We start from the raw sequence: 21,574 nt of genomic DNA on the forward strand, positions 1-21,574 counted from the left end.
AAAAATATCAGCGCCACAGGGGTGCTTTACGTAGGGTAAGCAATCGGAAACCGCTGGGTCAATGCAATCAGATGGGATCGGCGATTGTCTGCCGTACCGTTCTGGTTGTGTTGTTAAGCACAACCTCGCAAGCCTTGGACAAGGCTACGAAGTTTCATTGCGCCGGCAGCTTATCACCGGGGTTGCGGGACCTGCAGAAACAATAAATCAGTAGGGGTAAGGGCAGGGTTCGCGTGCGAATCCGGTTCATGCGGACCAGCTAGAATCAGCGATCCGACTAACGGACGCGCCTGAGGTAAACGTAATAGGCGCCATCGCCGCCATGGCTGATATGTGCGGGTGTTACCTGCAGCACCGCTTGTGCAAGTGGCGGTATAGACAACCAGTGGGGCACCTGATTGCGCAAGACCCCACGCGGCGTTGGAATGGGTCCCGGTTCGTCCCGGTCCTTGCCCTTGCCGGTTATGACCAACACCAGCCGTTTGCGCTGTGCCTGTGCGGTCAGGATGAACCGAACCAATGCGGGATGGGCTGCGCTCATGTGCATCCCGTGCAGGTCCAGCTTGCCTTCGGGCTTGAGCTTGCCGCGTTTCATGCGACCAAAAGACTTGGTGTCCATCTGCACCGGATTTGTCCGTAAACCTTCGGTGATCGATGGCTTCAGGTTATTCCGTGACGGTTTGGTTGGCGCAGTCTGACCCAGTTCAAAGGCTTCTATCCGCGCCTTGGGCGTTTTGGTCGGTTTGGGCTTGGGCAAAGTAGTGGGGTGCACAGTCTGAGGCAGTTCGGGGTGCAAACGCTCAGCCTGTTTGGCGACCTTGCGCCACAAATCGATCTCATCCGCAGTCAGTTTGCGCCGGGTCATCAGAACTCATCCGGTAACAGGGCGTAGGCCCTCTGTATCGGCAACAGCACAACCATACGGCCGGGATCCTTCAAGCGACCGGCGGCCTGCCCGGCATCATCCCCTGTGCCAAAGAAAATGTCGGCACGTTGCGCACCCTTGATCGCCGATCCGGTGTCTTGTGCGATCATCAATCGGCGCAGCGGGTTTTTGCCATCCTTTTCTACCCAAACTGGCGCGCCCAAAGGTGTATAAGCCGGATCTGCCGCGATACTGCGCATTGTGGTCACTGAGCGGTTCATGGCGCCTAACGGCCCGAACTCGGGCGCGACACGCGTCACTTCACGGAAGAAAACATACGAAGGGTTGTGTAGTAACAGCTCAGCCCCGGCTTCAGGGTTTTTGCGTACCCAGGTCCGGATCATCTGCGCGCTGACCTGGTGCGCGCCCAGCGCACCCCGTCGGACCAGTTCCGCGCCGATCGAGCGATAGGGATGCCCATTCGCACCGCCATATCCAACCCGCAATGCACCGCCATCGGGCAGGCGTATCCGGCCTGAGCCCTGAATTTGCAGAAAGAACAACTCAACAGGGTCATCGACCCACGCTATCTCAAGGCCCCGACCACTTAGGGCGTCACCGGTCAGCAGGTCACGGCGGCTGAGCCACTTGCCCGCCTCTCGCGCCTCGGGCGGCATCCGGTAGAGTGGATAGCGGTATTTGTCAGTTGGGGTTTTTGACCCATCCAGTTCAGGTTCAAAATATCCGGTGAACAGGGCGTCATCGCCGTCTTCGACCAGAACAGGACGAAAGAACAGCTCGAAAAAAGCCCGCGCCGCGCCAGGTTCATAACTCTGAGCCACGCCACACAGCGCCTGCCAATCAGGATCGTCCAGATCACCACAGGTGTTCAGAAAAACCGAAAGGGCCGCCCCGTGATCGTCGGCGGCCCAGCCATCGAGGTCATCGAATGACAGGATGGATCGCGTCGCCTCGGCTCCGGCGGCGCTGGCAGTGGTCATGACGACCCCCAGAAATAGCGACCGGAGCGCTGCAATCATGCGTCCGTGGCAACAAGCAGCCAGTTCGGATCGTCCGCGCCCATGACACGGGCAAAGGTCCAGCTGTCCTTTTGGCGTTTGACGGTGTTCGGGTTGCCTTCGACAATATCCCCGCCGCGATCGCGCACGACCGACGTCAGCTCACCGATAAAGCGCATGGTGATCTCGGCCTGATTGGTATCCTTATCGAAGGTCGCATCGACCAGAGTGGTTTCACGCACCCCGATGAATTCGGCTTCGATGGTCAGACCTTTGTCTTCGCGATCCGCAACAACCGATACAAAACTGTCGAATACTTCTTCGGACAGGAACGGCTGGATTTCGTCCAGATTGCCCTTTTCAAAGCCCATCACGATCATTTCATAGGCGCCGCGCGCGCCCTGTACAAATTCGCTGACAGAAAAACTGGGTTCGACCCGCTTCATTGCGGCCAAAGTTTGCGCCTGTTCACTGTCTTCGGCTACATGGTCGGTGATGTCGTGATCTGGCCCGCCTTCAATCACTTCGAAATCACGGCGCGCGCCATTGGTATCAGGCTGTTGCTGAAGGGGCGGTTTCTCAAAACCTTCGCGTGTACCCAACACGCTTTTCAAGCGCAGGATCAGGAAAATGGCAATTCCGGCCAGCACCAGAAGCTGGATCAGGGGTGAGTTCATTTCGTCCTCTTTTCAGAACCCGGGCTTTGTATACGCTGCCCTCTGCCACTATGTAGGTGACAGTCGGGGCCAAGTCCACAGCCCGGACCATGCTAAAGGATACCGCAAATGTACTTGTTCTTGGCTTTTTTATTGGTTCCGATCATCGAGATCGCCCTGTTTATACAGGTTGGCGGTCTGATCGGGCTTTGGCCGACGCTTGCAATCGTGGTTCTGACCGCCGTTCTGGGCACGGTTCTGGTGCGGACACAAGGTCGCATGGCGCTGGCGAATTTGCAGCGATCCTTTGCCGAATTGGACGACCCAACCGAACCGCTGGCCCATGGGGCGATGATCTTGCTGTCCGGTGTTTTGCTGCTGACACCAGGGTTTTTCACCGATGCCATTGGTTTTGCGCTGCTTGTTCCCGGCATCCGGGTCGCAGTGTTCCGCTATCTCAAGTCCAAGGCGACCATCACCCATTTTCAAATGGGCACCGGCGCACAATTCAGGTCGGGGCCAAACCCGTTTGATCAGGACGATGTGATAGATGGCGAATTCACCGAGGTTCGCCCTCGCCAGAACTCCGGAAAGCCGTCGAAGTGGGTGGAAGGCCCGCACCAGCATTGAGCTATCCGGCCCAAATTGCTAAGCAGTGCCGAATTTCAATTCCGGAGAAGTTTCATGGCTGACGAAAGCCCTGCAGAAAACACCGCCGCACAGGCAGCCCCTCAGATCCAGATGCGCGTTCTGGGACAGTTCATTCGCGACATGTCCTTTGAAAACGTCATGGCGCAAAAAGGCGTCTCAGGCGACGTACAGCCCGAGATTTCAGTTCAGGTCAATCTGGACGCAAAGAAACGCACGACCGAGCACCAGTATGAAGTCTCGATCAAGCTAAAACTGACATCCAAGGCCAAGGGCCTGGAAGACGTCCTGTTCCTGTGCGAAATCGACTATTGCGGCCTGTTCCACGTGGAAGGTGTGCCCGAAGATCAAATGCATCCGTTCCTGATGATCGAATGCCCGCGCATGCTGTTCCCGTTCCTGCGCCGCATCGTCAGCGACATCACACGCGACGGTGGCTACCCGCCGGTCAACCTGGATAACATTGATTTCGTGGCGCTCTATCGCAACGAACTGGCGCGCCGTCAGGCGGCCGCACAAGAGCAAAAAACCGACGCCTAAGGTTTTGGTCCGCGTCTGGTTCGGGTCAGGCGCGGGTCCACAGGGCGTTCTCGCCCAGCTTTTCAACAAATTTCTGATGTGCTGCGCGCTCATCCTCGGTGATCCGGGATGGCAGGGCATCGGGTCGCGCTGTCGGGCGCCATTCCTCACCACCGCCAGACGCTGCGCTTGCCGACGTTGACAATCCAAAGTCGGGCTGACGGCCTCCGATCAGCTCCAGATACACTTCGGCCAGAATTTCCGAGTCAAGCAGCGCGCCGTGCAGCACCCTGTTTGAGTTATCGATGCCAAACCGGCGGCACAACGCATCCAACGAAGCGGGTGATCCAGGAAACCGCTTACGCGCAATGGCCAGCGTGTCGATTGCCTGATCCATCGGGATCAGCGACACCCCCATCCAGCCCAGTTCGGCGTTCAGAAACTTCATGTCGAACGAGGCGTTGTGGATCACCAGCTTGGCGTCACCCACGAATTCACGAAACCCTTGCCCAACCTTGGCAAAGACAGGTTTGTCCTTCAGCGTCACTTCGCCCTTTTCCGGCGGGCGCGGGTTTTCCAGCAGGTCGGGGCCGATGCCATGCACACCAAATGCCTCTTCCGGCATAGAACGCTCGGGGTTGATGTAGACGTGATAAGTTTCTCCTGTGGCAACGTGGTTCCACAGCTCAACCGCGCCGATCTCGACGATCCGGTCGCCGCTTTCGGGATCAAACCCTGTGGTCTCGGTATCGAGTACAATCTCACGCATCTGCCAACCCTGCCCGTATCTGCCTGACGATATCCTGCACCTGCGCGCGAGCATGGTCCAGAGTATCCGTGACAATCACGAAATCCGACCGCCCGCATTTCTCTTCGTTTGGCATTTGCTTGGAGCGAATCTGCTCAAACTGCGCCTCATTCATTGTGCCGCGCGCCATGACCCGTCTTTTTTGTTCTTCAGCAGAGATTGAAACACAAGCAACAGCATCCATCGCCGCATCACCACCGGTTTCAAACAACAGCGGAATGTCGAATACCAAGATATCGGCGGACGACGAAGATCGAAATGAGGCGCGATCCGCCGCTACCAGAGGGTGTACGATTTTTTCAATTGTTTTTAGCGCGTTAGGATTATCCGCAATGATTTGCTTCAATGCATCCCGGCTGACCGCATCCTCGGCAATGGCGGTGGGAAACGTAATCCGCATGGGCTCAACCGCCGCACCGCCCTTTGCATAGAGCCGATGCACCGCAGCATCCGCATCCCAAAGCGCACAGCCTTCATCTGCAAACATCTGAGCGGTCGTGCTTTTTCCCATTCCGATTGATCCGGTGAGCCCCAGCGCAAAACTCATGCCAAGGCCGCCGCGCGGGTTTCAGCGTCCACTTCGGGGCGAACACCGAACCAGCGTTCAAACCCGGGAACAGCTTGATGCAGCAACATTCCCAGCCCGTCGACCGTTGTACATCCAACCTCTTCCGCCTGTTGTAACAGATGCGTTTGAAGCGGCGCGTATACCAGATCGGTGACAACAGCGCCGGGTTGCAATCCATCCAGTGGAACGCGTAACTCTGGCTGCCCTTGCATACCCAAAGACGTAGTATTCACGACCAGTTCTGCATCTTCGATCACGTTGCCCGCCTGCACCCAGTCGACGACCGTAATCCGTTGGCCGAACTCTTCTTTCAAATGATCCGCACGGGTGCGGGTGCGATTGGTCAGCAGGATTTCAGGCACTCCGGCTTCTGCCAGCGCTTGAAGCACCGCCCGCGCAGCACCGCCCGCACCAAATACTACCGCAGGCCCATCTTGCGGGTTCCAATCAGGCGCACCGCTGCGAAGATTGGCCATGAACCCGTAGCCATCCGTATTATCCGCGTGAATTGAACCATCCTCGCGGAATACAAGCGTATTTGCCGCCCCGATGACTGAGGCTCGGTCCGAGACATGATCCGCTAACCGCAAAGCAGCCTCTTTATGGGGTACGGTCACGTTGGCCCCAACAAACCCAGCCTTGGGTAGTGTCCGCAGAACGGTTTCCAGATCGGCCGGGGCGACATCCATTGGGATGTAGTGCCCCACCAATCCATAGGTTTTCAGCCAATGCCCGTGCAGTTTTGGCGAGCGGGAATGTGCAATGGGTTGCCCAATCACGCCGGCCAGAGGAACGCGATGCTCCGTCATTGATCGATCACTCCCTTCACGGCCAGAAAATTGAGCAGCTCTAACAGGGGCATACCCAAGACGTTAAAGTAGTCGCCGTCAATGGTGGCAAACAGGCGCACGCCTTCTTTTTCCAGTTTATAAGCCCCCACTGCGTGCCGAATACTGTCCCAGTTCCGCGCCAGGTAATCACGTAAATAAGCATCCGAGCTGGCCCGCATCCGCAAACGCACCTGACCTACATGCCGCCAGATGGGCTCACCATCCTGATAGATCACCGCCGCCGACAGCAACATATGTCGCTTGCCGCGCATTGCTTTAAGCTGCGCCAGTGCTTCTTCCGGCGTTTCCGGCTTCGACAGCATCTGACCTTCGAAATCCAGAACCTGATCGCAACCCAGAACCATAGTGCCGGGCACTTTGTCACTGATCTTACGTGCTTTCATTTCGGCAAGCGCATCGGCAACATCACGGGGCGGAGCTCCCTCAGCCATCAGGGCGCGTTTGGCTGTGTCTTCATCCACCCGCGCGATCTGAACCGAAAACGGGACGCCTGCGTTTCTGAGCAACTGCGCGCGGATCACGGACCCTGAGGCAAGGACTATGGGGACAGTCATGTGGAAAACCCCGTGTGCAAATCAATGAGTAGTCTCGAATGGTTTGTATGGCTTTCCGGTTGACACGCAACCCCGGGAATTTGGCGCAAGACTTCCCCGAGTCGCCCGGATCCTGTCCAGACGGGACAAGGATAAGTTGGAATACTCGGATAAGCATCCTGTCCCGGATTGTTCCAATGGTTATCCACGATTCAGTCTGAGCTTTTATCTCATAATTTATTGTTATTAATAATTTTTTTTCTTGATCAACAGATTCTGCGCCGATGTGCTTCACTTTTTCCACCTGGGGAAAAAGGCAGGACAAAAAAGTAATCCACCGAATTTGACCTCCCTACAAAACCATCATCCTTTTTATTTCTTATTTTTTTTATTAGGAGGGGTTCAGGTAAGCCCGGAATACCCAATGACCGATATTCTTTTCGCAATATACCCTTGGGTGAAATCGCTGCACATCATGGCCGTGATTTCATGGATGGCTGGTTTATTCTATCTGCCCAGATTGTTCGTGTATCACGTTGAAAAGGCGCAAGCCGTAGAGGGTGCGCAACAGATTTTCTTTGAAATGGAAGAAAAGCTGCTGCGTGTGATCATGCGCCCCGCAATGGTCGTGGCCTGGGTCTGCGGGCTGATCATGGTGTTCACGCCTGGTATCGTCGGATGGGACTGGAGCTGGCCCTGGGTCAAAGGCGCAGCAGTGATCGGCATGACATGGTTTCACCATTGGCTTATGGCTCGGCGCAAGGACTTTGCTGAGGGGCGAAATAAGCTGACTGGGCGGCAGTACCGCATGATGAATGAGGTTCCGACCGTTCTAATGGTTGTTATCGTTCTAGCGGTCGTTGTGAAGTTCTGAGGGCCTGTTTGACTCTTTTGAGGTAAGCGCTTATCTAACGCGTAACGCGCCCGTCCGGGCGAGGTATCTTCCGTTCTGAAATTCCACTCTGGTGCCGCGATCCAAGCGGCCGAGGTTCGTATCATCATGACAACTGAATCCCTGAATCTGGCCGATCTGAAGGCCAAAAGCCCCAAAGACCTTCTGGCGATGGCCGAGGAGCTTGAGGTCGAAAACGCCTCAACCATGCGCAAGGGCGAGATGATGTTTCAGATTCTGCGCGAACGTGCAGATGAGGGCTGGACCATCGGTGGCGACGGCGTGCTGGAGGTTCTACAAGACGGGTTCGGGTTTCTGCGCTCGCCCGAGGCGAACTATCTACCCGGACCGGATGATATCTATGTTTCGCCTGACATGATCCGCAAGCATTCGCTGCGCACCGGAGATACGGTTGAAGGTGAGATCAAAGCGCCCGATGAAAACGAGCGTTACTTTGCGCTGACAAATGTCACCAAGATCAACTTTGAAAATCCGGACAAGGCCAAACACAAGATTCTGTTCGACAACCTGACGCCTCTGTATCCGGATGAGCGTCTGAAGATGGAAATCGAAGATCCGACCATCAAGGACAAGTCTGCTCGCGTGATCGATTTGGTTTCGCCGATTGGTAAAGGTCAGCGATCGCTGATCGTGGCACCGCCGCGGACTGGTAAGACGGTGATCCTGCAGAACATCGCGCATTCCATCGAACAGAACCACCCGGAATGTTATCTGATCGTCCTGCTGATCGACGAACGCCCGGAAGAGGTGACTGACATGCAACGCTCGGTGAAGGGTGAAGTTGTGTCTTCAACCTTCGATGAGCCCGCGACCCGCCACGTGGCCGTATCCGAGATGGTGATCGAAAAAGCCAAGCGTTTGGTTGAGCATAAACGAGATGTTGTTATTCTTCTCGACTCGATCACAAGACTTGGTAGGGCATTCAACACTGTAGTGCCATCTTCGGGTAAGGTTCTGACCGGTGGTGTAGATGCAAATGCCCTGCAACGGCCCAAGCGCTTCTTTGGTGCTGCGCGGAACATCGAAGAAGGTGGTTCGCTGACCATCATCGCCACCGCCCTGATCGATACTGGCAGCCGCATGGACGAAGTGATCTTCGAAGAATTCAAAGGCACTGGTAACTCGGAAATCGTACTGGATCGTAAGATTGCAGACAAACGCGTGTTCCCGGCAATCGACATCCTCAAATCCGGCACCCGGAAAGAGGATCTGCTGGTCGACAAGGGTGATCTGGCTAAGACATTCGTTCTGCGCCGCATCCTCAATCCGATGGGCACAACAGATGCAATCGAGTTCCTGTTGTCGAAGTTGAAACAAACCAAGACGAACGGCGAGTTCTTCGATTCAATGAACACCTGACAAGGTTCTGGCACTGACGCGGGGGCTATCAATGGATACGATATTCGCCCTGGCCAGCGCCCAGGGCAAAGCAGGCGTGGCTGTGATCAGGCTTTCTGGTCCGCAGGCATATGCCTCCGCCAATGAGTTGTCTGGCGGGGGCCTGCCAAGGCGTGGATTGAGAGTACGAACACTCAGCGCGTCGGATGGATCGCGGTTGGATGAGGGCTTGGTTCTGACGTTTCAGGCCCCGTCCAGCTTTACCGGCGAAGACGTGGTCGAGCTTCAGATTCACGGAAGTATGGCGTCTGTCAACGCTGTGCTGACCTCTCTTTCGGATATGGACGATCTTCGGCTGGCCGAACCTGGTGAGTTCACGCGTCGTGCACTGGAAAACGGCAAGATGGATCTGGCGCAGGTCGAAGGTCTTGCTGATCTGATTGATGCAGAAACCGAAGCACAACGGAAACAAGCACAGACGATTTTGGCTGGTGCTTTGGGCACATTGGCAGAAAGTTGGCGGCGTGATCTGATCCGTGCGGCGTCTTTGTTGGAAGCCGTGATTGATTTTGCTGATGAAGAGGTGCCGACAGATGTATCACCTGAGGTTCGGACGTTGATCTCTGGTGTGATGGCCGAATTGACCCAAGAAGCCAAAGGTGTTCGGATCGCCGAGCGCATTCGCACCGGCTTTGAGGTCGCCATTGTTGGCCTTCCGAACGCAGGGAAATCGACCTTGCTGAACGCGTTGGCAGGTCGGGAAGCCGCTATTACCTCGGAATATGCCGGGACAACCCGTGATGTGATTGAAGTTCGTATGGACTTGGACGGATTGCCTGTCACGCTGCTGGACACGGCCGGTTTGAGGCAAACCGATGATCACGTTGAAAACCTGGGAATTGAATTGGCGCGCAAACGGGCAGAGGCCGCTGATTTGCGGGTGTTTCTGACGGATGACCCTGATCACTTAGGTGTACCGAGGCAGGCGGAAGACATTCATGTTCTGCCAAAATCTGACCTACGTGGGCCTTCTGCCGGCGGCATATCAGGGAAAACCGGGCAGGGGATTGACCAGCTGATAGACAACATATCGCGTGTATTGATAGCCCAAACTGCTAGTCATGGTATTGCAACGCGGGAACGCCATCGCGTTGCGATGACAAAAGCAGCTGACTCTCTTGCCGCAGCGCAAGCTGTTCTGGAATCAGGCCCAGATATGTATGATATAGCTGCTGAAGAACTAAGGACGGCCATTCGGTCGCTTGAGTCTCTGGTTGGCAGGATTGATGTCGAGACCCTTTTGGATGAAATCTTCGCAAGTTTCTGTCTGGGAAAATAGGGAGTGTTTCACGTGAAACATTCGAAATTTGATGTTGTCGTCATCGGTGCCGGACATGCAGGTGCAGAAGCCGCACATGCAGCAGCACGGATGGGTGCGAGCACAGCACTAGTCACTCTTTCCGAACGGGACATCGGTGTCATGTCTTGCAATCCGGCAATAGGTGGGTTGGGCAAAGGGCATCTAGTCCGCGAGATCGATGCACTAGACGGGGTCATGGGGCGCGTGGCGGACCGTGCGGGTATCCAGTTTCGCTTATTGAACCGGCGAAAAGGACCGGCCGTTCAAGGGCCGAGGGCGCAGGCGGATCGAGCCCTTTATCGGGCAGCAATGGCGGGGGAAACGCAAAAACAAGACAATCTGTCGGTGATTACCGGGGAAGTGGTTGATTTCCTAATGGATGGCGACCGCGTCACCGGTGTTAAACTGGCAGATGAATCCGAGGTCCCCGCACAGACAGTTATCCTGACGTCAGGTACATTTCTGCGCGGCGTGATCCACATAGGGGACGTTTCAAAACCAGGTGGCCGCATGGGGGATCGCCCATCGATCAGGCTGGCTGAACGCCTTGATGCCTTTGATTTGCCTACGGCACGACTAAAAACAGGTACGCCACCGAGGTTGGACGGACGAACCATAAATTGGGATATACTTGAACGACAGGATGGCGATGCAGAGCCAACACTGTTTTCATTCATGTCCCAAGCGGTGACAGCGCCGCAAATTGCCTGTGGAATAACTCATACCAATGCTCAGACGCACGGAATAATCGAGAAAAATCTATCGCGATCAGCAATGTATGGAGGTCATATTGATGGTGTTGGTCCCAGATATTGCCCTTCAATCGAAGACAAAATCGTCAGATTTGCGGAAAAGGAGTCACACCAGATATTTCTGGAACCGGAAGGCGTGCGGGATCATACGGTGTACCCAAACGGGATTTCAACGTCTTTGCCCGAAGATGTACAAGTCGAATATGTCCAATCCATCATAGGATTGGAAAACGCGGTAATCTTACAACCCGGATACGCGATTGAATACGACTACGTTGACCCGCGCGTTCTATCTGCGTCTTTGTCTGTGCCCGATGTTCCTGGTCTATATCTTGCAGGACAGATCAATGGGACCACAGGATATGAGGAAGCGGCCGCGCAAGGCCTCGTTGCAGGTTTGAATGCAGCTCTGGAAACACAGGGGCGTGCGCCAATACATTTTACACGCTCAGACAGCTATATTGGCGTAATGATTGACGATTTGACAACACGAGGCGTTGCCGAGCCTTATCGGATGTTCACATCCCGTGCAGAGTTTCGCCTATCACTTCGCGCTGACAACGCAGATCAAAGACTGACCCCGATTGGTGAGCAGTTGGGCTGTGTGGGTGAACTCCGCCGCAAGGTTTTTGCTGAGAAATCAGAAAAACTTGTAAAGGCAAAGAACAAACTGACAGAGACCACATATACGCCAAAGCAAATTCGCGAAGCTGGTATCAGCATAAATCAGGACGGAAACCGGCGCGATGGAATGGCGGTTCTTGCTTTTCCAGAAGTATCGTTTGAAGACATGGTTTTACTCGAACCCGATCTACAGAATACAGACGATGAAATTCGCCGTCAGGTCGAGCGCGATGCGTTGTATGCAAACTATATTGCGCGCCAACAACGGGATGTCGAAGCAATGAGGCGCGATGAGGCGCATGAAATTCCTCGGGATTTCAATTATTTTGCGCTTGATGGTCTGTCGAATGAAATGAAGCAAAAGCTATCGCAGGCGAAGCCTGCGAATATTGCGCAGGCGAGTCGGGTTGAAGGTGTCACGCCTGCAGCTTTAACCCTCGTCCTGGCGAAGCTCAGGCGCGATGTGAAAGCCAGAAAAGCATGAGTTATCAGAACGCCGTTTCTGCGGAGGCTCTGGATGTTTCACGTGAAACATTCGAACGCCTGGTGATCTATGTATCTCTGCTTGAAAAATGGAACCCAAAAATCAATCTGGTTTCAAGAAATAGTCTTGAAGAGATTTGGATTCGCCATATCAAAGATTCCATTCAAGTTTTTCAGAACGCAGATCGCGTAGATCATTGGGTGGATTTAGGCAGCGGAGGCGGCTTTCCTGGCATGGTCTGCGCCATCATGGCAATTGAATTTGCACCTGAAACGCGTTTCACATTAGTCGAAAGCGACCAACGTAAATCCGCATTTCTTCGAAGTGTGACCAGAGAGAGTGGCGCCAATTGTTCCGTGATCTCTCGTCGAATTGAAGCCATTGATCCCTTGGATGCGGACGTGCTTTCAGCTCGGGCTCTGGCTGATCTGACCACTCTAATGTCATTTTGTGACAGGCATTTAAGTAAAAACGGTACAGCGTTGTTGCCAAAAGGCGTAACCTGGAAAAAAGAGCTGGAAGATGCGCGCAAAGAATGGAAATTCGAGGCTGAACCCATTAAGAGTTCAACAGAACCCCAAGCCGTTATCCTGAAAATCAAAGGAGTTGCACGTGGTTGATCTGTCTCGTCCTGCTGGGCCTCGGATTATCGCGGTTGCCAATCAAAAGGGCGGGGTCGGGAAAACCACTACAGCGATCAATCTCGCAGCCGGATTGGCCGAGGCCGGATGCAAGGTTCTTGTGGTCGATCTCGATCCTCAGGGAAATGCCTCTACGGGTCTAGGGGTCGAAGATCGCGACTGGACGACATATGATCTTCTTCTCGACGATGCACCATTGGAAGCTGTGGTGCAGGAGACCGAGATCGGTAATCTTTTTGTGGTTCCGGCGACCGTAGATCTCAGCTCGGCAGATATTGAGCTGATCTCGAATGAAAAGCGCAGTTATTTGCTGCATGACGCGCTTCGACAGACTGCAATTGATGCCTTCAATCTGGACTTTGTGCTGATTGATTGTCCGCCGTCCTTGAACCTGCTCACCGTAAACGCAATGGTAGCAGCGCATTCCGTCCTTGTTCCATTGCAAAGTGAGTTCTTTGCGCTGGAAGGGCTGTCACAATTGATGTTGACCATTCGCGAGGTTCGTCAGACCGCTAATCCTGACCTCAGAATCGAAGGTGTTGTGTTAACGATGTATGACAACCGCAACAACTTGTCCCGTCAGGTCGAAAAGGATGCGCGTGACAATCTGGGTGAGATGGTATTTAAAACCAAGATACCCAGAAATGTGCGGGTCAGCGAGGCACCATCTTACGCGCTTCCTGTGCTGCAATATGATTCGGGTTCGCTTGGGGCGATGGCGTACCGGCATTTGGCCCGAGAGGTTATGCACAAGAACAACAAGATAGCCATTTAAGTGGCCGTGAGGAGGGCAACATGAATGCCAGGAAAGGAAAACCCCGAGGATTAGGTCGCGGGCTATCTGCGTTGATGGCTGATGTCGCACCAGAAGCTGACGGTCGGATTGTATCTGAACCCCGCCGTCCGGATCTCACGGTACCGATCGAAAAACTGCAGGCGAACCCAGATCAGCCGCGCCGCCGTTTCGCGCAAGAGCAATTGGATGAGCTTGCGGCCTCGGTCAAGGAAAAGGGTATTATCCAGCCGCTGATTGTCCGCAGCATCGATGGTGGCCAATACGAAATCGTTGCGGGTGAACGGCGCTGGCGTGCTGCGCAAATGGCGCAACTGCATGATATCCCAGTTATTGTTCGCGAATTTGATGACACCGAAGTGCTTGAGGTCGCGATTATCGAGAACATTCAGCGCGCAGATCTGAACGCGGTGGAAGAGGCGGCAGGCTTTAAGCAATTGATGGATCGCTTTGGTCACACGCAAGAAAAGCTGGCCGAAGCGCTTGGTAAAAGCAGAAGCCATATCGCTAATCTGCTGCGTCTTTTGTCACTCCCATTGGACGTGCAATCCCTTGTAATAGAAGGAAAATTATCCGCCGGTCATGCAAGGGCGTTAATCACGGCAGAAAACCCATCGGAGCTGGCGAAACAGGTGGTTCGTGAGGGCCTTTCGGTGCGTGCGACCGAGGCATTAGTGAAAAAGCAGCAAGGTGGGACGGATAAGCCGGCTCCGAAATCCAGAAACCTGAATGCAGGGAAGGACGCAGACACCCGAGCGCTTGAAAAGGATTTGTCTGCGATTCTGGCGATGAAGGTGACGATCAACCATAAGGCCGGATCTGAATCCGGGCAGGTTGTGTTGGCTTATGAGAACCTGGATCAGTTGGATGATCTGTGCGCAAAGCTCAGCCGTTAGGTCGGGTCCAGATAAACAGCATCACAGCGCTGAGCACAATGGCCTGAATGATCAGGACGTGAGAAGGAACCGACAGCAGAACCGATAAGCCAAATACGGCGGCAACCGAAAGGGTGGCCGCCTTTTTTGCACCGGGTCTGATCGCGCCAGAGCTTTGCCAATCGATGATCATAGGGCCAAAGGTTCGATGGCTCAGCAACCAGTTATGCAGCCGTGACGATGAGCGAGCAAAAAAGAACGCGGCCAACAGAAGAAATGGCACCGTCGGCAGCAGCGGCAGAGCGACTCCGATCATGGCAAGCGCAACGCATAATAACCCCAATCCGGCCCAGAGAAATTGCATCTGTTACTCCAACAGCTCTCGGATTACCGCGTTGAGCACGGCGCGCCCGTTTGAAGTGGCGCGCAATTGATTGCGATCAAGGGTTAGCATGCCCAGATCGATCAGCGAATCAAGTTTGTCATGCGAAAGCTCTTCACCTGCAAGCAGAGTGTATCTGTCTATATTTAGGCCCTCGACCAAACGTAGACACATCATAAGGTATTCTGAGGCTTGTTCACGTTGGCTAAGCTCGAACCGATTGCTTTCGCCGTGCCCATTGGAGGCAGCCGTCAGCCATTTGTTTGGTGAAAGATGAGTTTCCGTCGCGAATTTCCGGCGATCCAGGGTGATCCGACCGTGTGCGCCGGGTCCAATACCGATGTAGTCACCATAGCGCCAATAGATGAGGTTATGCCGTGATTCCGCTCCGGGCCGGGCGTGGTTTGAGATCTCATAGGCAGGCAGCCCATGCGCTTCGCAGATTTCCTGCGTCGCCAGATACATATCCGCAGCGTTGTCATCCTCGGGCAAACCGCGCAGCTTGCCCAGGGCATAGCGATCACCAAAGGCTGTGCCTTCCTCAATGGTCAGTTGGTATAGCGACAGGTGATCAACTGCCATCGATAGGGCTTCGGTCAGCTCAGCACGCCAGGCGTCCAGAGTTTGATGCTGGCGGGCATAGATCAGATCAAAGCTCACACGGTCAAAGCAAGAGCGCGCGATATCGAAGGCAGCGCGAGCCTCGGCAACCGTGTGAATGCGCCCCAGACGACGCAGGTCATCGTCGTTCAAGGCCTGAACACCCATCGAGATGCGGTTCACGCCCGCATCATGATAGGCCGCGAACCGCCCGGCCTCGACCGAGCCTGGATTGGCCTCAAGCGTGATTTCCATATCGTTGGCCGATCGCCAAAGGGCGCGGGCCTTGTCGATGATGGTGGCGACGGTCTCGGGGGCCATCAGTGATGGAGTTCCGCCGCCAAAGAAGATTGTGTTCAAAACCCGGTCAGGAGTTTCTGTGGCCGAGCGGCTCAGTTCACTGAGATAACACTCAAGCCATTGTTTTTGATTAATATTCTTGGAAACGTGGCTGTTGAAATCGCAATAGGGGCACTTGGCCTCGCAAAAGGGCCAATGCACATAAAGGCCAAAGCCCCCGTTTCGCCAATCATCCGCCAAAGCAGCCTTTCACGAACATCTCCACCGCGCGCCCGCGATGGCTGATCTTGTTCTTTTCCCAGCGATCCATTTCGGCAAAGGTAATGTCGTGCCCCTCAGGGACAAACATCGGGTCATAGCCGAACCCGTCCTTGCCACGGATCGGCCAAGTCAGGTGACCGGGCACGACGCCCTCGAAAACTTCGTCATGCCCGTCGGGCCAGGCCAGAACCAGAGTGCAGCGAAACTGGGCCATACGCGGGTGGGGGGCGTTTTTCGCCTCTAGCTCATTATGGGCGCGAGTCATCGCCATCAGGAAATCGCGGCCATTGCCGGTTTCGGCCCAATCGGCGGTGTAAACACCGGGTGCGCCATCCAATGCATCGATGGTGATCCCGGAATCGTCCGACAGGGCAGGTAGGCCGGTCGCCTTTGCAGCTGCGTGGGCCTTGATCCGGGCGTTACCGACGAAAGTGTCCTCGGTCTCTTCCGGTTCGGGCAGGTTCATTTCGCCCGCGCCGACAACCGTTACGCCAAAGGGCTCAAGCAGATGCGCCATCTCCTCGAGCTTGCCTTTGTTGTGGGTGGCGACCAGCAGTCGATCACCTTCGAACCTGCGAGTCATGCGGTTGCAGCTTTCTGGGCAGCAGCAAGTTCACCCACGCCTTTCTCGGCCAGGTCCATCAGTTGATCCATTTGCGCGCGGCTGAAAACGGATCCTTCGGCGCTCATCTGCACTTCGATCAGCTTGCCCGAGCCGGTCATGATGAAATTGCCGTCAACGCCAGCTTCGCTATCTTCGGGATAGTCCAGATCTAGCACGGGCTGACCGGCATAAATTCCGCATGAAACGGCGGCAACAGGGTCTAATAAAGGGTCAGAGATCACATCGCCTGTTTTCATCAGCTTGTTCACGGCCAGACGCAGCGCCACCCAACCGCCAGTGATCGAGGCACAGCGGGTGCCGCCGTCGGCTTGAATGACATCGCAGTCAACAGTGATCTGCCGTTCTCCCAAGGCAACCCGGTCTACACCGGCGCGCAAGGCGCGGCCGATAAGGCGCTGGATTTCCACGGTGCGTCCGCCTTGCTTGCCGCTGGCAGCCTCGCGCCGCATCCGCGTATTGGTCGCACGGGGCAGCATGCCATATTCAGCGGTAACCCAGCCCAGGCCCGAGCCTTTGATGAACGGTGGCACGCGATCCTCGATTGTGGCGGTGCATAGCACATGGGTGTCGCCCATCTTGATCAGGCAAGAGCCTTCGGCATGTTTGGTGAACCCCGTTTCAATTGAAACGGCGCGCATTTCGTTTAGATCACGTCCTGAGGGTCGCATGAGAAATCCTTTATCTGCTGGGTTGGGGATACCGTCCTGCGGCGTTACGATGCAAGCCCGATTGACCTTTCATTTGCCTGCGATTTAATGACGATCCAGCAGAGGGCCGCCGATGAGCGAAGCAAGCAAAATTCTGGATGAGATGAATGACCGGTCGCGTGAGGTGTTCCGGTTGATTGTCGAAAGCTATCTGGAAAGCGGTGAACCCGTGGGCAGCCGGACTCTGACGCGCACATTGTCCGAGAAAGTCAGTGCTGCGACCGTACGCAATGTGATGCAGGATCTTGAATTTCTGGGTTTGCTCGACAGTCCGCATGTCAGCGCTGGTCGAATTCCAACACAGCAGGGGCTGCGCATGTTCGTGGACGGATTGCTAGAAATGGGCGATCTGGGTGCGGATGATCGGCAGAAGCTGGACGAAACACTAGGCTCTAACGCAGGCGATGTGGGTGGTATGCTCGATCGCGTCGGCGCGGCGCTATCACACGTGACACAAGGGGCTTCGCTGGTTCTGACGCCAAAGCATGAGGCCGAGATCAAGCATATCGAGTTCGTCTCGCTTGGTCATGACCGGGCCTTGGTGGTTTTGGTGTTTTCGGACGGGCAGGTAGAAAACCGGCTGTTTACACCTCCGCCTGGGCAGACGCCAAGCTCGATGCGCGAGGCCGCAAATTTCCTGAACGCACTGATCGAAGGTCGAACGCTTGGCGAAGTGCGCCGTCAGATGCTGTCACAGATCGACGCGCGGAAACAGGAAATAGATGTTCTGGCGCGTGAGATGGTCGAGAGCGGCATTGCCGCTTGGGACGGGGACGGCGGCGACTCGGCCCGGCTGATCGTGCGCGGGCGTGCGAATCTGTTAAATGAGCCGGGTCAGGCAGAAGAGCTTGATCGAATCCGCACCCTGTTTGACGACCTTGAACGCAAACGCGATATCGCCGAATTCCTTGAATTGACCGAAGAAGGCGAAGGTGTGCGCATTTTTATTGGCTCTGAGAACAAACTTTTCTCACTTTCGGGTTCCTCTTTGGTGGTGTCTCCATATATGAACGCTGATCGTAAGATAATCGGTGCGGTTGGGGTCATTGGACCCACACGTCTGAATTACGGGCGAATCGTACCAATCGTGGATTATACGGCGCAACTGGTCGGCAAGCTGATTTCCGACCGGAGCTAGAGGGTAAGAGATGGCAGAGCCCAAGAACGAAGATTTTCTGGACGACATCATGTCCGCCGAGGCGGAAGAGTTTGCCGAAGATTTTGCTGAGATCAGCGATGAGGCGCTTGAGGTCGATCAACTGCGTGCTGAGCGCGATGATTACAAAGACAAGTTCATGCGTGCGCTGGCCGATGCCGAAAATGCGCGCAAGCGTGGCGACAAGGCGCGTCGGGATGCGGAACAGTATGGAGGGTCGAAACTGGCCCGCGACATGCTTCCGGTTTACGACAACATGAAACGCGCCCTCGAGGCCGCAACGGATGAGCAGAAAGAGGTTGCCGCCGGTTTGCTGGAAGGTGTCGAGTTGACCATGCGCGCGCTGAAGGATGTGTTCCAGAAGCATGGGATTGAGGTGATTACGCCTCAGGTCGGGGACAGGTTCGACCCGAATGTGCATGAGGCGATGTTCGAGGCCCCTGTGCCCGGAACCAAGGCCGGCGACATCATTCAGGTGTCGGCAGAAGGCTTCATGCTGCACGACAGGTTGTTGCGACCGGCGCAGGTTGGGGTGTCGTCAACGCCCGCAAGCTGAACAGTTCCTGGGTCAACCGGGTTCGAGGCGGTCAGGATCTGGCCGCCTCTTTCAGTTTGTAGATCAAGTCCAAGGCTTCGCGGGGGCTGAGTTCATCTGGAAGGATGGTTTCCAGCATATCAGTAACGGGCGAGGTTTTTGGCGCAGGGGGAGGCGGCGGCGCAGCTGAAAACAGGGGCAGATCGTCGATCAGTGCTTTCTGCTTACCGCCTTCACGTTCGGTTTTTTCTAATTGATCCAACACGATACGGGCGCGGTCCACGACCGAGGCGGGCAAGCCAGCCAATTGTGCAACCTGGACGCCGTAAGACCGATCGGCAGCGCCTTTATGTACTTCATGCAGAAAGATGACTTCACCCTCCCATTCTTTGACTGCAACGGTCGCGTTTTCTACTCCGTTCAGACTTCCAGCGAGTGCAGTTAATTCGTGGTAGTGGGTGGCGAACAATGCGCGGCATTGGTTTGCCGCGTGTAGGTGTTCCAGTGTGGCCCAGGCAATGGAAAGGCCGTCGTAGGTCGCGGTGCCTCGGCCGATCTCATCAAGGATTACGAGCGCGCGGTCGTCGGCCTGATTCAGAATAGCTGCGGTTTCGACCATTTCGACCATAAAGGTCGAGCGGCCCCGCGCCAGATCGTCTGACGCTCCGACGCGGCTGAACAATTGACTGACTAATCCGATTTGCGCCTGTTCCGCCGGAACATAGCTGCCCATCTGCGCCAGTAGGGCGATCAGCGCATTCTGGCGCAGGAAGGTTGATTTACCGGCCATGTTGGGACCGGTGAGCAACCAAATTGCAGCGCCTGCATCGGCGCTCAGATCGCAGTCGTTGGCGATGAAAGCATCGCCGCTTTGCTGCCTCAGGGCATGCTCGACCACCGGGTGACGGCCTCCTTTGATGTCGAATGCGCGTGACCCGTCGACCTTTGGACGGCACCAGCTTTCGCCGCGAGCCAGATCGGCGAGTGCAGTGGTTAAATCCAGCTCAGCCAGTCCGCGCGCGGCTTGATTCAATCGGGCGGCAAGATCCAGAACAGCCCCAGAAAGCCTTTGATAGAGCCGTTTTTCGATCTCTAGCGCGAGATTTCCGGCATTCAGAATCCTTGTTTCGATCTCGGACAGCTCCACCGTGGTGAAGCGCACCTGATTGGCGGTGGTTTGGCGGTGGATATAAGTCTCGCTAAATGGCGGGTTCAACATTTTCTCGGCATGGGTTGCCGTGGTCTCGATGAAGTAGCCAAGCACATTGTTGTGTTTGATCTTCAGTGACGTGATGCCGGTATGCTCGGCGTATTTCTGTTGGAAACCTGCGATGACCGAACGGCCTTCGTCACGCAAGGTGCGCGCTTCGTCCAATTCGGTATCAAACCCGGGGGCGATAAAGCCGCCATCGCGGGCCAGCAAGGGTGGTTCGGCAACCAATGCTTCGTCCAGCAAAGCCAACAGATCGTCAAATCCGACAAGGTTCTGGACGGCAGTGGCCAGCAGAACAGGCAGATCCTGTGAGGCACAGGTTTCGGCGATTGTTGCGGCTTGTTCCAATCCATTGCGGATAGCGGCCAGATCACGCGGGCCGCCCCGGTCCAGCGAAAGCCGGGACAGGGCACGATCCAGATCAGGTGTTTTGCGTAAAGCTTCGCGCAGGTCCGAGGCGATCAGGCTGTCTTCGACTGCGAAAGATACCGCGTCCAGCCGGGCGTGGATCACATCCAGATTACGCGAGGGGCTGGACAGTCGCTGTTCCAGAAGTCTTGCGCCACCTGGCGTTACTGTTCGGTCGACCACGGACAGCAGCGACCCGGCGCGCCCACCAGACAGCGACCGGGTCAGTTCCAGATTGCGTCGCGTTGCGGCGTCGATCTGAACCACGCGATCCTCGGATTCCTTCAGGGGAGTTTGCAGCAGGGGCAGTTTGCCCTTTTGCGTGATCTCCAGATAATCGATCAGCGCGCCCATGGCCGAAACCTCGGCGCGCCCGAAGTTCCCGAATGCATCCAGAGCGCCCACGTGAAACAACCCGCAGATGCGTTTCTCGGCTGCAGCGCTGTCAAAACTGGCGCGTCCGACAGGCGTAAGCGATACGCCAAGGTCCATGACGGTTTCATGCAGCTTTTCCTCGGACCCATCGGCCACGATCAGCTCAGATGGGGCCAGCCGAGCGAGTTCGGGGCTCAACCGGATTGACGTCAGCGGCATCACGTGAAACGCACCGGTTGAGATATCGGCCCAGGCCAGTGCGGCTTCGTCCCGAACCTCGGCATAGGCGGCCAGAAAGTTGTGCCGCCGCGCCTCTAGCAGGGCATCTTCGGTCAGTGTGCCGGGCGTCACCAGACGCACAACACCGCGCTTTACCACCGATTTAGAGCCTCTTTTCTTGGCTTCCGCCGGGCTTTCCATCTGCTCGCAGACCGCGACGCGGAACCCTTTTCGGATCAGGGTCAGCAAGTAGCCCTCGGCAGAATGCACCGGCACGCCGCACATCGGGATATCGTCGCCATTGTGTTTGCCGCGCTTGGTCAGCGCGATATCCAACGCCTCAGCCGCGTTCACCGCATCCTCGAAGAACATCTCGTAGAAGTCACCCATGCGATAAAACAGCAGGGCATCTGCATGAGCCTCTTTGATCTTAAGGTACTGCGCCATCATCGGCGTGACTGTGGACAAATTCGGTCCCCTTCTGGCGTGTTCCGGGCGCGACCTTACAAATCCCGCATCTTCAGTAAAAGGTGAAAACTCATTCTC

At 55.6% G+C, this 21,574-nt stretch carries 23 protein-coding genes; 11 read left to right on the forward strand and 12 right to left on the reverse strand.

Annotated features, from left to right (window positions below; genetic code table 11):
- Positions 1-277 precede the first annotated feature (277 nt).
- From ACR0CZ_RS18920 to ACR0CZ_RS18930, 3 genes are read right to left on the reverse strand one after another with little or no spacing between them, the layout of a single operon-like run.
- Positions 278-865, reverse strand: coding sequence for a Smr/MutS family protein (locus ACR0CZ_RS18920; RefSeq protein ID WP_170399466.1), 588 nt, complete (start codon positions 863-865; stop codon positions 278-280).
- Positions 865-1,905 carry a murein transglycosylase A gene (gene mltA, locus ACR0CZ_RS18925; RefSeq protein ID WP_170399463.1) on the reverse strand — a complete coding sequence of 347 codons (1,041 nt, stop codon included), beginning with the start codon at positions 1,903-1,905 and terminating at the stop codon, positions 865-867. Before mltA ends, ACR0CZ_RS18920 begins: the two co-directional genes overlap by 1 nt.
- The gene (locus ACR0CZ_RS18930; protein ID WP_170399461.1) at positions 1,902-2,561 is read right to left on the reverse strand and encodes a Tim44/TimA family putative adaptor protein; all 660 of its coding nucleotides are present in this window, start codon (positions 2,559-2,561) and stop codon (positions 1,902-1,904) included. The genes mltA and ACR0CZ_RS18930 overlap by 4 nt, the downstream gene beginning before the upstream one ends.
- A gap of 108 nt (positions 2,562-2,669) precedes the next feature.
- Between ACR0CZ_RS18930 and ACR0CZ_RS18935 the strand changes: the two genes are divergently transcribed.
- A complete protein-coding gene (locus ACR0CZ_RS18935; RefSeq protein WP_170399458.1) occupies positions 2,670-3,170 on the forward strand; it encodes an FxsA family protein in 501 nt (166 codons plus the stop codon).
- Between the two features lie 54 nt (positions 3,171-3,224).
- Positions 3,225-3,728 carry a protein-export chaperone SecB gene (gene secB, locus ACR0CZ_RS18940; protein WP_170399455.1) on the forward strand — a complete coding sequence of 168 codons (504 nt, stop codon included), beginning with the start codon at positions 3,225-3,227 and terminating at the stop codon, positions 3,726-3,728.
- Between the two features lie 25 nt (positions 3,729-3,753).
- Here the strand turns inward: secB and dnaQ are convergent, their stop codons facing one another.
- The 4 genes from dnaQ to ACR0CZ_RS18960 are packed head-to-tail and all read right to left on the reverse strand — an operon-like array spanning position 3,754 to position 6,488.
- Positions 3,754-4,476: a DNA polymerase III subunit epsilon gene (gene dnaQ, locus ACR0CZ_RS18945; protein WP_170399452.1), complete on the reverse strand. Its 723-nt coding sequence runs from the start codon at positions 4,474-4,476 to the stop codon at positions 3,754-3,756.
- Positions 4,469-5,062 carry a dephospho-CoA kinase gene (coaE, locus tag ACR0CZ_RS18950; RefSeq protein ID WP_170399449.1) on the reverse strand — a complete coding sequence of 198 codons (594 nt, stop codon included), beginning with the start codon at positions 5,060-5,062 and terminating at the stop codon, positions 4,469-4,471. The genes dnaQ and coaE overlap by 8 nt, the downstream gene beginning before the upstream one ends.
- Positions 5,059-5,892, reverse strand: coding sequence for a shikimate dehydrogenase (locus tag ACR0CZ_RS18955; RefSeq protein WP_170399446.1), 834 nt, complete (start codon positions 5,890-5,892; stop codon positions 5,059-5,061). Before ACR0CZ_RS18955 ends, coaE begins: the two co-directional genes overlap by 4 nt.
- Positions 5,889-6,488, reverse strand: coding sequence for a Maf family protein (locus tag ACR0CZ_RS18960; protein WP_480537233.1), 600 nt, complete (start codon positions 6,486-6,488; stop codon positions 5,889-5,891). Before ACR0CZ_RS18960 ends, ACR0CZ_RS18955 begins: the two co-directional genes overlap by 4 nt.
- 403 nt (positions 6,489-6,891) lie before the next feature.
- Between ACR0CZ_RS18960 and hemJ the strand changes: the two genes are divergently transcribed.
- From hemJ to ACR0CZ_RS18995, 7 genes are all read left to right on the forward strand, one after another.
- Positions 6,892-7,341 (forward strand): protoporphyrinogen oxidase HemJ, encoded by a 450-nt coding sequence (hemJ, locus tag ACR0CZ_RS18965; RefSeq protein WP_170399440.1) that lies wholly within the window; start codon positions 6,892-6,894, stop codon positions 7,339-7,341.
- A gap of 126 nt (positions 7,342-7,467) precedes the next feature.
- Entirely contained in the window at positions 7,468-8,739 is a 1,272-nt protein-coding gene (gene rho / locus ACR0CZ_RS18970; protein WP_170399438.1) for a transcription termination factor Rho, read from the forward strand.
- Positions 8,740-8,770: 31 nt separating this feature from the next.
- Positions 8,771-10,057, forward strand: coding sequence for a tRNA uridine-5-carboxymethylaminomethyl(34) synthesis GTPase MnmE (mnmE, locus tag ACR0CZ_RS18975; protein WP_170399435.1), 1,287 nt, complete (start codon positions 8,771-8,773; stop codon positions 10,055-10,057).
- A gap of 12 nt (positions 10,058-10,069) precedes the next feature.
- The gene (mnmG, locus tag ACR0CZ_RS18980) at positions 10,070-11,938 is read left to right on the forward strand and encodes a tRNA uridine-5-carboxymethylaminomethyl(34) synthesis enzyme MnmG (protein WP_170466748.1); all 1,869 of its coding nucleotides are present in this window, start codon (positions 10,070-10,072) and stop codon (positions 11,936-11,938) included.
- Positions 11,935-12,558, forward strand: coding sequence for a 16S rRNA (guanine(527)-N(7))-methyltransferase RsmG (gene rsmG / locus ACR0CZ_RS18985; protein ID WP_170466745.1), 624 nt, complete (start codon positions 11,935-11,937; stop codon positions 12,556-12,558). The genes mnmG and rsmG overlap by 4 nt, the downstream gene beginning before the upstream one ends.
- Positions 12,551-13,354, forward strand: a complete 804-nt coding sequence (locus ACR0CZ_RS18990; protein WP_170466742.1) for an AAA family ATPase — start codon at positions 12,551-12,553, stop codon at positions 13,352-13,354. Before rsmG ends, ACR0CZ_RS18990 begins: the two co-directional genes overlap by 8 nt.
- Positions 13,355-13,374: 20 nt before the next feature.
- Positions 13,375-14,268 (forward strand): ParB/RepB/Spo0J family partition protein, encoded by an 894-nt coding sequence (locus ACR0CZ_RS18995; protein WP_170399423.1) that lies wholly within the window; start codon positions 13,375-13,377, stop codon positions 14,266-14,268.
- Here the strand turns inward: ACR0CZ_RS18995 and ACR0CZ_RS19000 are convergent.
- From ACR0CZ_RS19000 to rph, 4 genes are read right to left on the reverse strand one after another with little or no spacing between them, the layout of a single operon-like run.
- A complete protein-coding gene (locus ACR0CZ_RS19000; protein WP_170399420.1) occupies positions 14,258-14,611 on the reverse strand; it encodes a YbaN family protein in 354 nt (117 codons plus the stop codon). The genes ACR0CZ_RS18995 and ACR0CZ_RS19000 overlap by 11 nt on opposite strands.
- A gap of 3 nt (positions 14,612-14,614) precedes the next feature.
- On the reverse strand, positions 14,615-15,769 hold the full coding sequence (gene hemW / locus ACR0CZ_RS19005; RefSeq protein ID WP_170399417.1) for a radical SAM family heme chaperone HemW: 1,155 nt from the start codon (positions 15,767-15,769) through the stop codon (positions 14,615-14,617).
- Entirely contained in the window at positions 15,759-16,373 is a 615-nt protein-coding gene (rdgB, locus tag ACR0CZ_RS19010) for an RdgB/HAM1 family non-canonical purine NTP pyrophosphatase (protein ID WP_170399414.1), read from the reverse strand. The genes hemW and rdgB overlap by 11 nt, the downstream gene beginning before the upstream one ends.
- On the reverse strand, positions 16,370-17,083 hold the full coding sequence (gene rph / locus ACR0CZ_RS19015) for a ribonuclease PH (RefSeq protein ID WP_170399411.1): 714 nt from the start codon (positions 17,081-17,083) through the stop codon (positions 16,370-16,372). Before rph ends, rdgB begins: the two co-directional genes overlap by 4 nt.
- A gap of 112 nt (positions 17,084-17,195) precedes the next feature.
- On the opposite strand from rph, the gene hrcA reads away from it, so the two are divergent.
- Together hrcA and ACR0CZ_RS19025 are read left to right on the forward strand one after the other, a co-directional pair.
- Complete coding sequence (hrcA, locus tag ACR0CZ_RS19020) at positions 17,196-18,260, forward strand: heat-inducible transcriptional repressor HrcA (RefSeq protein ID WP_170399408.1); 1,065 nt, start codon at positions 17,196-17,198, stop codon at positions 18,258-18,260.
- Between the two features lie 10 nt (positions 18,261-18,270).
- Positions 18,271-18,834 (forward strand): nucleotide exchange factor GrpE, encoded by a 564-nt coding sequence (locus ACR0CZ_RS19025; protein ID WP_170399405.1) that lies wholly within the window; start codon positions 18,271-18,273, stop codon positions 18,832-18,834.
- Between the two features lie 31 nt (positions 18,835-18,865).
- On the opposite strand, the gene mutS is transcribed toward ACR0CZ_RS19025, so the two are convergent.
- Positions 18,866-21,478 (reverse strand): DNA mismatch repair protein MutS, encoded by a 2,613-nt coding sequence (mutS, locus tag ACR0CZ_RS19030; RefSeq protein WP_170399519.1) that lies wholly within the window; start codon positions 21,476-21,478, stop codon positions 18,866-18,868.
- Positions 21,479-21,574 lie beyond the last annotated feature (96 nt).

Source organism: Ruegeria sp. H9 (genome assembly GCF_056532915.1).